Origin of the sequence: Allotamlana fucoidanivorans, assembly GCF_045788535.1 — a bacterium.
GTDB lineage: Bacteria > Bacteroidota > Bacteroidia > Flavobacteriales > Flavobacteriaceae > Allotamlana > Allotamlana fucoidanivorans.
The window spans coordinates 1736099-1748253 of sequence record NZ_CP074074.1 but is presented as its reverse complement, the minus strand read 5'-3'; the positions used below and the strand labels follow the sequence as shown (position 1 = coordinate 1748253).

Below are 12155 nucleotides of genomic sequence, written 5' to 3'. Positions count from 1 at the left end.
GTAATAAAAAAAGCGATTATTAAAAAATAATCGCTTTTTTAAAATTTCATTCAATATTATTTATTTCACTTTAAAGGCTTTTTCTTGAGGAAAATAAGCTACCTCTCCAAGTTCTTCTTCAATACGAAGTAATTGATTATATTTTGCCATACGGTCACTACGAGATGCAGAACCTGTTTTTATTTGTCCGCAATTTAATGCAACCGCTAAATCGGCAATAGTATTATCTTCAGTTTCACCAGAACGGTGTGACATTACAGAGGTGTACCCAGCATTTTTAGCCATATTTACAGCTGCAATAGTTTCTGTTAAAGATCCTATTTGGTTTACTTTAATTAAGATAGAGTTTGCAATACCATTTTCAATACCTCTTGATAAACGCTCTACATTAGTTACGTATAAATCATCACCAACTAATTGTACTTTATCACCAACCTTCTCTGTTAAAGATTTCCATCCATCCCAATCATTTTCATCCATACCATCTTCTATAGATATGATTGGATACTTTTCACATAATTCGGCTAAATAAACGGCTTGTTCTTCAGAAGTTCTCACCATACCTTTATCACCTTCAAATAAGGTGTAATCATATTTACCATCTTTATAGAACTCAGCAGAAGCACAATCTAAAGCAATCATAACTTCATCACCAAATTTGTAACCAGCATTTTCTACTGCTTTTCCTATAGTTTCTATAGCATCTTCCGTTCCGTCTAAAGTTGGAGCAAAACCACCTTCATCACCTACCGCTGTACTTAATCCTCTATCATGTAATACTTTCTTAAGGTTATGGAAAATCTCTGTTCCCATTTGCATAGCATGGGTAAATGTTTTTGCCTTAACAGGCATAATCATAAACTCTTGAAAAGCAATAGGTGCATCACTATGAGACCCCCCGTTAATGATGTTCATCATTGGTACAGGAAGCGTATTTGCAGAAACCCCACCAACATATCTATATAACGGCATATTAAGCTCATTGGCAGCAGCTTTTGCTACGGCTAAAGACACCCCTAAGATAGCGTTAGCTCCTAACTTTGATTTATTAGCAGTACCGTCTAAATCAATCATGATTTTATCAACTAAATTCTGTTCAAATACAGAAACACCTAATAATTCTTCAGCAATTATAGTATTTACATTTTCAACAGCTTTTAAAACACCTTTTCCCATGTAGGTATCACCACCATCACGTAACTCAACGGCTTCATGCTCTCCCGTAGACGCTCCAGATGGAACGGCCGCTCTACCTAAAATATTATTCTCAGTTACTACATCAACTTCTACTGTTGGATTCCCTCTAGAATCTAAAATCTGTCTCGCATGGACGTTAATTATTGCACTCATAATTGCTTTGTTTTTAATACTTTTTATTGTTTCAAATTTACGGTTTAATCTTGTGTAAATCCATTGGATTTTAAAGAATTTAACAAAATATCACCTATAACGTTTTAGTTAAATAAAACCCCAATAAAAGCAGACTATCATTGAGGTTTTCATTGATTTTATTTCTTAATATTTTCAACAAACTGATCAAAAAGATAAGAAGAATCATGTGGCCCGGGACTTGCTTCTGGATGGTACTGAACCGAGAACACGTTTTTACTTTTCATAGCTAAACCTGCCACCGTATTATCATTTAAATGCACGTGTGTGATTTCAAGATCTGGATGCGATTCAGCCTCTTCTCTATTAACTGCAAACCCATGGTTTTGAGACGTAATCTCTCCCTTTCCTGTAATCATATTTTTTACAGGGTGGTTTATTCCTCTATGCCCGTTATGCATTTTATACGTAGAAACCCCATTAGCTAATGCTATAACTTGGTGCCCTAAACAAATACCAAAAAGCGGTAAGTCTCTTTTAATAATTTCTTTTGCTACGGCTTGTGCCTCAACTAAAGGTTCTGGATCCCCTGGCCCATTAGATAAGAAATATCCATCTGGCTTAAACGCCTCTAAATCCTCAAACTTAGCGTTGTATGGAAACACTTTAATATATACGTCTCTACTTGCAATATTTCTTAAAATATTCTTTTTGATTCCAATATCTAGAGCCGCTACTTTATAGGTCGCATTTTCATCACCAAAATAGTAAGGTTCTTTAGTTGATACTTTAGATGCCAACTCTAGTCCTTCCATATTTGGCACTTCAGCCAATTGCTTTTTAAGCTCATCTATTTTATCTATTTCGGTTGAAATTACGGCATTCATGGCACCGTGGTCTCTGATATAACTCACCAAAGCTCTGGTATCAACATCTGAAATAGCTAATAGATTATTTTTGTCTAAAAAGTTTTCTAAAGAATCATCAGCCCCCACTCTAGAGTAATCATAGCTAAAATTTTTAACTATTAATCCCGCTATTTTTATAGAATCAGACTCAATTTCATCTGCTTTTGTTCCGTAATTCCCAATATGTGCATTGGTTGCAACCATTAGTTGTCCATAGTAGGACGGATCTGTAAATATTTCTTGATAACCAGTCATTCCTGTATTAAAACAAACCTCTCCAAATGAAGTTCCTTGTTTATTACCAACTGCCTTACCGTGAAAAATAGTACCATCTGCTAGAAGAATGATGGCCTTTTGTCTTTTTTGATATTTCATCTGTTAATTATGATATTATATTTCGGTCAGATGTAACACCCTTAATAATCAAACGCTTATAACCGAATATTTTTCTCATGGGTGTTTCATGTGTTTTGAAAAGTTTTACAAAATTGCACAAAAAAAAGGATAAACTAAAATAGTTTATCCTTTATATTTTAAATGCATATCAACATTTATTCCTCTTCGTTTGAAGCCTTAGTCTCAACAGGAGCAGCAGCTGGTTTAGAACCACCTCTTCTACTTCTTCTCGTTGTTTTCTTCTTCGCTTTTTCAGCATTGTAGATTTCGTTGTAATCAACAAGTTCTATCATAGCCATATCAGCGTTATCTCCTAAACGATTTCCTAATTTTATAATTCTTGTATAACCACCTGGTCTGTCTGCAACTTTTACAGCTACTTCTCTGAATAATTCGGTAACAGCATCCTTTTGTCTAAGGTTTGCCATAACGATACGTCTGTTGTGTGTTGTATCAATTTTAGACTTAGTAATCATTGGCTCCACAAACTGCTTTAAAGCTTTCGCCTTTGCTACAGTTGTATTAATACGCTTGTGTTCAATTAATGAACAAGCCATATTAGCTAACATTGCTTTTCTGTGTGCCGTTTTTCTACCTAAGTGGTTTACTTTTTTTCCGTGTCTCATGACCTTTGTTTTATCATCTTGCTACCAAACTCGTTCATCGAGGAGCAAAATATGATTAATTAATCTTTATCTAATTTATATTTGCTTAAATCCATTCCGAAATTTAACCCTTTAACATTTACAAGCTCTTCAAGCTCAGTTAAAGACTTTTTACCAAAGTTTCTGAATTTCATTAAATCATTTTTGTTGAATGATACCAAATCTCCTAAAGTATCAACTTCAGCAGCTTTTAAACAATTAAGCGCACGAACAGATAAATCCATATCGATAAGCTTTGTTTTAAGTAACTGACGCATATGAAGTGATTCTTCATCATACGTTTCAGTTTGTGCAATTTCATCAGCCTCTAAAGTGATACGCTCATCAGAGAATAACATAAAGTGGTGAATCAACGTCTTAGCACCTTCAGTTAATGCATCTTGTGGTGTAATGGAACCATCAGTGATAATCTCAAAAACTAATTTTTCATAATCCGTTTTTTGTTCCACACGATAGTTTTCAATGCTATACTTAACATTTTTAATAGGTGTGTAGATAGAATCAGTAAAGATAGTTCCCATTGGTGCAGAAGCTTTTTTATTCTCTTCTGCAGGCACATACCCTCTACCTTTTTCTATGCTGATTTCCATATTAAAACTTACTTTAGGATCTAAGTTACAGATTACTAATTCTGTATTCAGTACTTGGAATCCTGAAATAAATTTTTGAAAATCTCCTGCTGTAATTTTGTCTTGTCCAGAAATAGATATAGATACAGATTCGTTATCAATATCCTCAATTTGTCTTTTAAAACGAACTTGTTTTAAGTTTAAGATAATTTCTGTAACATCTTCTACAACCCCAGCAATCGTTGAAAATTCATGATCAACGCCTTCAATTCTAACCGAAGTAATTGCAAAACCTTCTAAAGAAGATAATAAAACTCTTCTTAGTGCATTACCCACTGTTAGTCCGTAACCAGGTTCTAAAGGTCTGAATTCGAACTTACCTTCGAAATCAGTTGAATCAATCATGATTACTTTGTCGGGCTTTTGAAAATTAAATACTGCCATATTATTTGTTTCTTCGTTTTAATTGTTATTTAGTTGCGCGGTTTATAAGTTTGAAGAAGTACAAATAAACCCTTTGGCTAAATACCAATGTTGTTAATATATTATTTAGAGTATAATTCGACGATGAATTGCTCGTTGATATTTTCTGGAATTTGAATTCTTTGTGGTACAGAAACAAAGGTTCCTTGTTTCGTATCATCATTCCAAGTAATCCACTCATAAACCGTACTAGCGTTTGAAAGTGATCTTGCAATAGCCTCAAGGGATTTCGATTTTTCTCTTACCGCTACAACATCACCAGCTTTTAATTGGTAAGAAGGTATGTTTACTAACTCCCCATTTACAGTAATATGTCTGTGAGATACTAATTGTCTTGCAGCACTTCTTGTAGGAGCAATTCCCATTCTAAACACCACATTGTCTAATCTTGATTCACAAAGTTGTAATAATACCTCACCCGTAATACCTTGTGAAGCTCTTGCTTTTTTAAACAATCCTCTAAACTGACGCTCTAAGATACCATAGGTATATTTAGCTTTTTGTTTTTCTTGTAATTGGATTGCGTACTCAGATTTTTTTCCACGTCTTCTGTTGTTTCCATGTTGACCTGGAGGATAATTTCTTTTTTCGAAAGATTTGTCATCTCCGAAAATAGCCTCGCCAAACTTACGAGCTATTTTAGTTTTAGGACCAGTATATCTTGCCATTTTAAATTTGTTTTGAGAGTGATTATGAATTAAGGTCTAAATCTTATCCTTCGATAACCATAAATCTCTCGTTAATACTTGTGTTATTTTTTCGGTGTGCAAATTTATACAAAAAATTAATACCATCTGTATTTCAGATGATATTAATTTTTATAATTGCTTCATTTAAATCGCGTTAGTAACAACGTGATTAAACTCTTCTTCTTTTAGGTGGACGACATCCGTTGTGTGGTAATGGAGTAACATCAATGATTTCTGTTACTTCAATTCCTGCATTGTGGATCGAACGAATAGCTGATTCTCTACCATTTCCAGGCCCTTTTACATAAACCTTTACTTTTTTCAATCCAGCCTCAGAAGCTACTGCAGCAGCATCTTCGGCAGCTAATTGCGCTGCATAAGGTGTATTTTTCTTAGAACCTCTAAATCCCATTTTACCAGCAGAAGACCATGAAATGACATCTCCTTTTTTGTTGGTAAGTGAAATAATGATATTGTTAAAAGATGCTGTGATATGCGCTTCTCCAACAGAATCAATAATAACTTTACGTTTTTTTGTGCTTGTCTTTGCCATAATTTCTAGTACTTAGTTTTAGTGATAGTCGCTAGAATCCTAAACCGTATAATTTCAAACAGATTCCTTCCAACGTCTAAAGACTAAAGACTATTATTTAATTGTTATGCTTTTTTCTTGTTAGCAACAGTTTTTCTCTTTCCTTTTCTAGTTCTAGAGTTGTTTTTAGTACGTTGCCCTCTTAATGGTAAACCAGCTCTGTGACGAATACCTCTGTAACAACCAATATCCATTAAACGCTTAATGTTTAATTGTGTTTCAGAACGTAATTCACCTTCAATAGTGAAGTTTCCAACAGCCTCACGAATGTTGCTAATTTCATCGTCAGTCCAGTCTTGAACTTTAGTGCTTTCATCTACTTTAGCTGCTGCTAAAATATCTTTTGCTCTGCTTTTACCTATACCATAGATATAAGTTAAAGAGATAACTCCTCTTTTGTTTTTTGGTATGTCTACACCTGCAATTCTTGCCATAATTACCCTTGTCTTTGTTTAAATCTAGGATTCTTTTTGTTAATGACGTAAAGTCTTCCTTTTCTACGCACAATTTTACAATCTGCGCTTCTTTTTTTAACTGATGCTCTTACTTTCATCTTGTTAGTATCTATAAGTTATACGAGCCTTCGTTAAATCGTAAGGACTCATTTCCAATTTTACTTTATCTCCTGGTAATAACTTTATGTAATGCATACGCATTTTACCAGAAATATGTGCCGTCACAATGTGACCGTTTTCTAATTCCACACGGAACATTGCATTTGATAATGCTTCAATGATTGTTCCGTCTTGTTCTATTGCTGCTTGTTTTGCCATAGTATAATAATTAAGCTACTGCTTTTCTATTTTTACCAGTCTTCATCAAACCATCATAGTGTCTATTCAACAAATACGAATTTATTTGCTGCATAGTGTCAATTGCAACTCCAACCATAATTAATAACGAAGTGCCTCCGAAAAATAAAGCCCATCCTTGTTGTACACCCATAAGCTTAACAATTAATGCTGGGAACACAGCGATGATTGCCAAAAATATAGATCCTGGTAAGGTGATTTGAGACATTATTCTATCCAAGTATTCAGACGTTTCAGAACCCGGACGTATACCTGGTATAAAACCGCCACTACGCTTTAAATCGTCAGCCATTTTATTTGTAGGCACCGTAATTGCTGTATAGAAATAGGTAAACACTATAATCAATAAAGCAAATGTTAGGTTATACCAAAATCCGAACATATCAGAATAATTAGTTTGCATCCATGCTCCAACCACAGTTTCTTTTAAAAACGACGATCCTCCTATTAAACTTGGTACAAACATAATAGCTTGAGCAAAGATAATTGGCATTACTCCTGATGCATTTAACTTTAACGGGATGTATTGTCTTGATCCTGCTACTGCAGCTCTTTCATAGCCTCCTGTAGCTGTTCTTCTTGCATACTGCACAGCTATTTTTCTTACTCCCATTACTAACATAATAGAAGCTAAAATGATAACAAACCAAATTACAAACTCGATTAACACCATCATTAAACCACCGTTTCCACCACCTTCTAATCGTGTTGCTGCATTTTGTAAAAATGCTTGAGGTAACGTAGCAATAATACCAACCATGATTAATAAAGAGATTCCGTTACCAATACCTTTATCAGTAATTTTCTCTCCCAACCACATAGCGAAAATACATCCAGTAACCAAAATAGTTACTGAAGAGAAATAGAATAAAAATCCTGTTCCTAATAAAAATGCGCTTTGTGGAATACCCAATGCTGGTAAACTTGCTAAGTAGCCTGGTGCTTGAAGTAAACAAATAGCTATTGTTAACCAACGTGTAATTTGATTAATCTTCTTTTGTCCACTGGCACCTTCTTTTTGAAGCTTTTGTAAGTACGGAATAGCAATCCCCATTAATTGTACAACAATAGAAGCAGAAATGTATGGCATAATACCTAAAGCGAAAACCGAAGCATTTGCAAAGGCTCCTCCTGTGAAGGCGTTAAGCAAACCTAACAAACCTCCGTCTGTTTTATCAGCTAAACCACCTAATTGAGCAGCATCAATACCTGGCAATACCACTTGGGCACCAAAACGGTAAACTAATAACAGACTCAAGGTTACTACAATTCTGTTTCTCAGTTCTTCTATTTTCCAAACATTCTTTATTGATTCTATGAATTTCATACGTTAATGCGTCTTATATAGTTACAGCTTCTCCTCCAGCAGCCTCAATAGCAGCTTTAGCTGAAGCAGTAAACTTATGAGCAGATACTTTTAATTTTGCTTTTAATTCACCACGACCTAATATTTTAACTAGATCATTTTTACCTACTAAGCGATTAGCAAATAATGTTTCAAAATCAACGGTATCTCCTATTTTCTTATCATCAACCAATTGTTGTAAAGTATCAATATTGATACCTTGATACTCAACACGGTTAATATTAGTAAAACCAAATTTAGGCACACGTCTTTGAAGTGGCATTTGCCCTCCTTCAAATCCTATTTTTTTAGAGTATCCAGAACGAGATTTAGCTCCTTTGTGTCCACGTGTAGCAGTACCACCTTTTCCAGACCCTTGTCCTCTACCTACTCTTTTCCCTTGGCTTTTTACTGAACCTTCTGCAGGTTTTAAATTACTTAAATCCATTTTTCAGTTTATATTTTTAAGCTTCTTCAACAGAAACTAAATGTGAAACTTTAGCAAGCATACCAAGAATATTTGGCGTAGCTTCGTGCTCTTTTACTTGACCAATCTTTTTAAGACCAAGAGCTTCTAAAGTTCTTTTTTGTCTTTGCGTACGATTGATAGCGCTTTTAACTTTTGTTACTTTAATCTTTGCCATTTCTGTCTGTATTAAGCGTTAAAAACTTGTTCAAGTGTAAGACCTCTATCTTTAGCAATAGTTTTCGCATCTCTTAATTGCAATAAAGCATCGAACGTTGCTTTTACTACGTTATGAGGATTTGAAGATCCTTGTGATTTTGATAATACATCATGCACACCAACTGCCTCTAATACTGTTCTTACAGCACCACCAGCAATTACACCAGTACCAGGAGCCGCAGGAATGATATTTACTCTTGCACCACCATATTTACCTTTTTGCTCATGAGGTAAGGTTCCTTTAATGATAGGAATACGCACTAGGTTTTTCTTTGCATCTTCCACAGCTTTGGCAATAGCACTAGCAACGTCTTTAGATTTGCCTAAACCTTGCCCTACAACACCAGCTTCGTCACCAACTACAACAATTGCTGAAAAACCAAATGCTCTACCACCTTTAGTTACTTTAGTAACTCTTTGTACACCAACTAAACGATCTTTAAGATCTAATCCACCTGGTTTTACTAACTCTGCACTTTTATATTTTTGAAACATAATATCTTAGAATTTTAGTCCTGCTTCTCTAGCTCCTTCTGCTAATGATTGTACTCTACCGTGGTATAAGTATCCACCTCTATCGAAAGAGACAGTATCTACACCAGCCTTTAAAGCTTTTTCAGCAAGTACTTTACCTACTAATTTAGCTACTTCGGATTTAGTTGCTTTTGCAGCACTAATGTCTTTATCTCTTGAAGATGCAGCACTGATTGTTTTACCAGTTACGTCATCTATTAATTGAGCATAAATTTCTTTATTACTTCTATAAACAGCCAATCTTGGTCTAGTTTCAGTTCCTGAAACTACCTTACGGATTCTGTTTTTTATTCTTAGTCTTCTATCGTTCTTTGTCAATGCCATAACTTAATTATTAAGCTGATTTACCTGCTTTTCTTCTAATTTCTTCACCAACAAACTTGATTCCTTTTCCTTTGTAAGGTTCAGGTTTTCTAAATCCACGGATCTTCGCAGCTACTTGACCAACAAGTTGTTTATCGAATGATGTTAATTTCACTAAAGGATTTTTTCCTTTTTCTGATACTGTTTCCACTTTAATTTCTGGAGCAATATCCATCACTATATTATGAGAAAAACCTAAAGCTAAGTCTAATTTTTGTCCTTGGTTTGATGCTCTATAACCTACACCTACCAATTCTAATTCTTTAGTCCATCCTTTAGATACACCTTCAATCATATTGTTAATTAAAGATCTGTATAAACCATGTTTAGCTTTTTGATCTTTAGTTTCAGAAGAACGTGTTACTAAAACATTTCCTTCTTCTACTTTTATCTCTACAGTATCAAACTTCTGTGTTAACTCTCCTAATTTTCCTTTTACAGTTATAACGTTATCTTTAACGTCAACGGTAACACCTTCTGGAATGGCTACTGGATTATTTCCTATTCTTGACATTTCTTTCTGGTTTAAAAATTAGTATACGTAACATAAAACTTCACCACCAACATTCTCTTTCTTAGCTTGCTTACCTGTCATTACTCCGTGAGAAGTTGACACAATAGCAACACCAAGACCGTTTAAGATACGAGGTAATTCTTTGGCACCAGCATACTGACGTAAACCTGGAGTACTAATTCTTTGAAGTTTCTTGATTACTGGTTCTTTTGTTTCTTTGTTGTACTTAAGCGCTATTTTAATAGTACCTTGTACAGTAGAATCATCAAACTTGTAACTTAAAATATATCCTTGCTCGAATAATATTTTAGTGATGTCTTTTTTAAGATTAGATGCAGGAATTTCTACCACTCTGTGGTTAGCACGCACTGCATTTCTAATTCTTGTCAAAAAATCCGCAATTGGATCTGAGTACATAATGAATTGATTTTGTGGTTTTGGTTTTCAGCTAGTTACTGAACCTTAAACCTGATTATATAAATAATGTTACCAACTAGCTTTCTTTACTCCAGGGATAAGACCTTGATTAGCCATTTCTCTGAATGTTACACGAGAAATACCAAAAGTTCTCATATATCCTTTTGGTCTTCCTGTTAATTTACATCTATTATGCTGACGTATAGGGGAAGCATTTTTTGGTAACTTTTGTAATGCTTCATAATCTCCAGCTTCTTTTAAAGCCTTACGTTTTTCAGCATACTTAGCTACTGTTTTAGCTCTTTTTACCTCACGGGCTTTCATTGATTCTTTAGCCATAACTTAGTTCTTTTTAAAAGGTAACCCTAGTTCAGTTAATAATGATTTTGCTTCTTTATCTGTTTCGGCAGAAGTTACAAATGTAATATCCATTCCTGAAATTTTATTCACTTTATCAATGTTTATTTCAGGGAATATAATTTGCTCTGTAATTCCTAAGTTGTAATTACCTCTTCCGTCAAAACCAGTTGCTTTAATACCGTTAAAATCTCTAACACGTGGTAGTGCTGAAGTTACTAAACGATCTAAAAACTCATACATTCTTTCACCACGTAAAGTCACTTTTGCTCCAATGGGCATACCTTTACGCAATTTAAAAGATGCAACATCTTTTTTAGATAATGTTGCTACGGCTTTCTGTCCAGATATAGTAGTTAACTCTTCTACAGCGTAGTCAATTAACTTTTTGTCTGCAACGGCAGCTCCAACTCCTTTTGATATTACTATCTTTTTAAGTTTAGGAACTTGCATTACATTATTATATCCAAATTCTTCTGTAAGAGCAGCAATTACTCTGCTTTTATACTCTTCTTTAAGTCTAGGTGAATATGCCATAACTATATTACTTCATTAGATTTTGTTGAAAATCTTACTTTTTTACCATCTTCTACTCTATATCCAACACGTGTTGTTTCTCCTTTTGAAGTTAACAACGATAAATTAGAAATATGAATAGGAGCTTCTTTCTCTACGATTCCACCTTGAGGATTTTGTGCACTTGGCTTAGTGTGTTTTTTCACTAAGTTAACACCCTCAACAATCGCTTTATTCTTTTCTATTAATACTTTTTGTACTTTACCTTCTGATCCTTTATGATCTCCAGCAATTACTTTTACAGTATCTCCAGTTTTTATTTTAAGCTTTGTCATCTTACGTTTTGTGTATTAAAGCACTTCTGGTGCTAATGATACAATCTTCATGAATTGTTTATCACGAAGCTCTCTAGCCACAGGACCAAATACACGTGTACCTTTCATTTCACCTGTAGGGTTTAATAAAACACATGCGTTATCGTCAAATCTAATATAAGATCCGTCTGGTCTTCTTACTTCTTTCTTAGTACGAACAACTACTGCTGTAGAAACTGCTCCTTTTTTCACGTTACCGTTAGGCGTTGCATCTTTAACAGACACAACAATTTTGTCTCCTACAGAAGCATATCTTCTTTTAGTACCACCTAGAACACGAATAGTTAAAACTTCTTTTGCTCCAGTGTTGTCTGCTACCTTTAATCTTGATTCTTGCTGTACCATAATTATTTAGCTCTTTCTATGATTTCAACTAATCTCCAACATTTAGATTTACTTAAAGGTCTTGTTTCCATGATTCTTACAGTATCTCCAATATTACAATCGTTTGTTTCGTCGTGCGCCACATATTTTTTAGTTTTTAGCACGAACTTACCATACATAGGGTGTTTTACTTTTTTCACCTCAGAAACCACAATAGATTTCTGCATTTTGTTACTTGTAACAACTCCTATACGTTCTTTTCTTAAATTTCTTGTTTCCATCT

At 34.4% G+C, this 12155-nt stretch carries 21 protein-coding genes; all 21 read right to left on the bottom strand.

All coding sequences use genetic code 11. The features are described from left to right. Positions 1-60 precede the first annotated feature (60 nt). The 21 genes from eno to rpsQ all read right to left on the bottom strand — a co-directional run bounded on the left by eno (position 61) and on the right by rpsQ (position 12153). On the bottom strand, positions 61-1350 hold the full coding sequence (gene eno, locus KFZ70_RS08045; RefSeq protein WP_139697411.1) for a phosphopyruvate hydratase: 1290 nt from the start codon (positions 1348-1350) through the stop codon (positions 61-63). A gap of 158 nt (positions 1351-1508) precedes the next feature. Further along, complete coding sequence (gene carA, locus KFZ70_RS08040) at positions 1509-2612, bottom strand: glutamine-hydrolyzing carbamoyl-phosphate synthase small subunit (protein WP_139697413.1); 1104 nt, start codon at positions 2610-2612, stop codon at positions 1509-1511. A 176-nt stretch (positions 2613-2788) separates the two neighbouring features. Then, positions 2789-3259, bottom strand: a complete 471-nt coding sequence (rplQ, locus tag KFZ70_RS08035; RefSeq protein ID WP_139697414.1) for a 50S ribosomal protein L17 — start codon at positions 3257-3259, stop codon at positions 2789-2791. Positions 3260-3318: 59 nt separating this feature from the next. Further along, positions 3319-4311, bottom strand: a complete 993-nt coding sequence (locus KFZ70_RS08030; protein WP_139697416.1) for a DNA-directed RNA polymerase subunit alpha — start codon at positions 4309-4311, stop codon at positions 3319-3321. A 101-nt stretch (positions 4312-4412) separates the two neighbouring features. After that, entirely contained in the window at positions 4413-5018 is a 606-nt protein-coding gene (gene rpsD / locus KFZ70_RS08025; protein WP_139697419.1) for a 30S ribosomal protein S4, read from the bottom strand. Between the two features lie 190 nt (positions 5019-5208). Next, on the bottom strand, positions 5209-5592 hold the full coding sequence (gene rpsK, locus KFZ70_RS08020) for a 30S ribosomal protein S11 (RefSeq protein WP_139697421.1): 384 nt from the start codon (positions 5590-5592) through the stop codon (positions 5209-5211). A gap of 104 nt (positions 5593-5696) precedes the next feature. Continuing rightward, positions 5697-6065: a 30S ribosomal protein S13 gene (gene rpsM, locus KFZ70_RS08015; protein WP_139697423.1), complete on the bottom strand. Its 369-nt coding sequence runs from the start codon at positions 6063-6065 to the stop codon at positions 5697-5699. A 2-nt stretch (positions 6066-6067) separates the two neighbouring features. Next, positions 6068-6184 (bottom strand): type B 50S ribosomal protein L36, encoded by a 117-nt coding sequence (gene ykgO, locus KFZ70_RS08010; protein WP_013305171.1) that lies wholly within the window; start codon positions 6182-6184, stop codon positions 6068-6070. A 4-nt stretch (positions 6185-6188) separates the two neighbouring features. Further along, positions 6189-6404, bottom strand: a complete 216-nt coding sequence (infA, locus tag KFZ70_RS08005) for a translation initiation factor IF-1 (protein WP_007094967.1) — start codon at positions 6402-6404, stop codon at positions 6189-6191. 10 nt (positions 6405-6414) lie between these two features. Beyond that, on the bottom strand, positions 6415-7770 hold the full coding sequence (gene secY, locus KFZ70_RS08000; protein WP_139697424.1) for a preprotein translocase subunit SecY: 1356 nt from the start codon (positions 7768-7770) through the stop codon (positions 6415-6417). Positions 7771-7783: 13 nt separating this feature from the next. Then, positions 7784-8236, bottom strand: a complete 453-nt coding sequence (gene rplO / locus KFZ70_RS07995) for a 50S ribosomal protein L15 (RefSeq protein WP_139697426.1) — start codon at positions 8234-8236, stop codon at positions 7784-7786. A 16-nt stretch (positions 8237-8252) separates the two neighbouring features. Then, on the bottom strand, positions 8253-8432 hold the full coding sequence (gene rpmD, locus KFZ70_RS07990; RefSeq protein ID WP_139697428.1) for a 50S ribosomal protein L30: 180 nt from the start codon (positions 8430-8432) through the stop codon (positions 8253-8255). Between the two features lie 11 nt (positions 8433-8443). After that, complete coding sequence (gene rpsE / locus KFZ70_RS07985) at positions 8444-8968, bottom strand: 30S ribosomal protein S5 (RefSeq protein ID WP_139697430.1); 525 nt, start codon at positions 8966-8968, stop codon at positions 8444-8446. Positions 8969-8974: 6 nt separating this feature from the next. Continuing rightward, on the bottom strand, positions 8975-9331 hold the full coding sequence (rplR, locus tag KFZ70_RS07980) for a 50S ribosomal protein L18 (RefSeq protein WP_139697432.1): 357 nt from the start codon (positions 9329-9331) through the stop codon (positions 8975-8977). 10 nt (positions 9332-9341) lie between these two features. Next, positions 9342-9884 carry a 50S ribosomal protein L6 gene (gene rplF, locus KFZ70_RS07975; RefSeq protein WP_139697434.1) on the bottom strand — a complete coding sequence of 181 codons (543 nt, stop codon included), beginning with the start codon at positions 9882-9884 and terminating at the stop codon, positions 9342-9344. Positions 9885-9902: 18 nt separating this feature from the next. Next, entirely contained in the window at positions 9903-10301 is a 399-nt protein-coding gene (gene rpsH / locus KFZ70_RS07970) for a 30S ribosomal protein S8 (RefSeq protein ID WP_139697435.1), read from the bottom strand. Between the two features lie 69 nt (positions 10302-10370). Next, entirely contained in the window at positions 10371-10640 is a 270-nt protein-coding gene (rpsN, locus tag KFZ70_RS07965) for a 30S ribosomal protein S14 (protein ID WP_092579393.1), read from the bottom strand. 3 nt (positions 10641-10643) lie between these two features. Then, on the bottom strand, positions 10644-11195 hold the full coding sequence (rplE, locus tag KFZ70_RS07960; protein ID WP_139697436.1) for a 50S ribosomal protein L5: 552 nt from the start codon (positions 11193-11195) through the stop codon (positions 10644-10646). A 2-nt stretch (positions 11196-11197) separates the two neighbouring features. Next, on the bottom strand, positions 11198-11509 hold the full coding sequence (gene rplX / locus KFZ70_RS07955; protein WP_139697438.1) for a 50S ribosomal protein L24: 312 nt from the start codon (positions 11507-11509) through the stop codon (positions 11198-11200). Positions 11510-11524: 15 nt separating this feature from the next. Further along, the gene (gene rplN / locus KFZ70_RS07950) at positions 11525-11893 is read right to left on the bottom strand and encodes a 50S ribosomal protein L14 (RefSeq protein WP_139697439.1); all 369 of its coding nucleotides are present in this window, start codon (positions 11891-11893) and stop codon (positions 11525-11527) included. Positions 11894-11895: 2 nt separating this feature from the next. Continuing rightward, a complete protein-coding gene (gene rpsQ / locus KFZ70_RS07945; protein WP_044637136.1) occupies positions 11896-12153 on the bottom strand; it encodes a 30S ribosomal protein S17 in 258 nt (85 codons plus the stop codon). Between the last annotated feature and the right edge of the window lie 2 nt (positions 12154-12155).

Excerpts from the sequence above, each read along its gene's own strand:
- KFZ70_RS08030 (WP_139697416.1), bottom strand. The coding sequence starts at position 4,311 with ATGGCAGTATTTAATTTTCAAAAGCCCGACAAAGTAATCATGATTGAT.
- rplF (WP_139697434.1), bottom strand. The coding sequence starts at position 9,884 with ATGTCAAGAATAGGAAATAATCCAGTAGCCATTCCAGAAGGTGTTACC.
- rpsH (WP_139697435.1), bottom strand. The coding sequence starts at position 10,301 with ATGTACTCAGATCCAATTGCGGATTTTTTGACAAGAATTAGAAATGCA.
- carA (WP_139697413.1), bottom strand. The coding sequence starts at position 2,612 with ATGAAATATCAAAAAAGACAAAAGGCCATCATTCTTCTAGCAGATGGT.
- rpmD (WP_139697428.1), bottom strand. The coding sequence starts at position 8,432 with ATGGCAAAGATTAAAGTAACAAAAGTTAAAAGCGCTATCAATCGTACG.
- rpsD (WP_139697419.1), bottom strand. The coding sequence starts at position 5,018 with ATGGCAAGATATACTGGTCCTAAAACTAAAATAGCTCGTAAGTTTGGC.
- rpsQ (WP_044637136.1), bottom strand. The coding sequence starts at position 12,153 with ATGGAAACAAGAAATTTAAGAAAAGAACGTATAGGAGTTGTTACAAGT.
- rplR (WP_139697432.1), bottom strand. The coding sequence starts at position 9,331 with ATGGCATTGACAAAGAACGATAGAAGACTAAGAATAAAAAACAGAATC.
- rplQ (WP_139697414.1), bottom strand. The coding sequence starts at position 3,259 with ATGAGACACGGAAAAAAAGTAAACCACTTAGGTAGAAAAACGGCACAC.
- infA (WP_007094967.1), bottom strand. The coding sequence starts at position 6,404 with ATGGCAAAACAAGCAGCAATAGAACAAGACGGAACAATCATTGAAGCA.
- secY (WP_139697424.1), bottom strand. The coding sequence starts at position 7,770 with ATGAAATTCATAGAATCAATAAAGAATGTTTGGAAAATAGAAGAACTG.
- rpsN (WP_092579393.1), bottom strand. The coding sequence starts at position 10,640 with ATGGCTAAAGAATCAATGAAAGCCCGTGAGGTAAAAAGAGCTAAAACA.
- rplO (WP_139697426.1), bottom strand. The coding sequence starts at position 8,236 with ATGGATTTAAGTAATTTAAAACCTGCAGAAGGTTCAGTAAAAAGCCAA.
- rplX (WP_139697438.1), bottom strand. The coding sequence starts at position 11,509 with ATGACAAAGCTTAAAATAAAAACTGGAGATACTGTAAAAGTAATTGCT.
- eno (WP_139697411.1), bottom strand. The coding sequence starts at position 1,350 with ATGAGTGCAATAATTAACGTCCATGCGAGACAGATTTTAGATTCTAGA.
- rplE (WP_139697436.1), bottom strand. The coding sequence starts at position 11,195 with ATGGCATATTCACCTAGACTTAAAGAAGAGTATAAAAGCAGAGTAATT.
- rpsE (WP_139697430.1), bottom strand. The coding sequence starts at position 8,968 with ATGTTTCAAAAATATAAAAGTGCAGAGTTAGTAAAACCAGGTGGATTA.
- rpsK (WP_139697421.1), bottom strand. The coding sequence starts at position 5,592 with ATGGCAAAGACAAGCACAAAAAAACGTAAAGTTATTATTGATTCTGTT.
- rpsM (WP_139697423.1), bottom strand. The coding sequence starts at position 6,065 with ATGGCAAGAATTGCAGGTGTAGACATACCAAAAAACAAAAGAGGAGTT.
- ykgO (WP_013305171.1), bottom strand. The coding sequence starts at position 6,184 with ATGAAAGTAAGAGCATCAGTTAAAAAAAGAAGCGCAGATTGTAAAATT.
- rplN (WP_139697439.1), bottom strand. The coding sequence starts at position 11,893 with ATGGTACAGCAAGAATCAAGATTAAAGGTAGCAGACAACACTGGAGCA.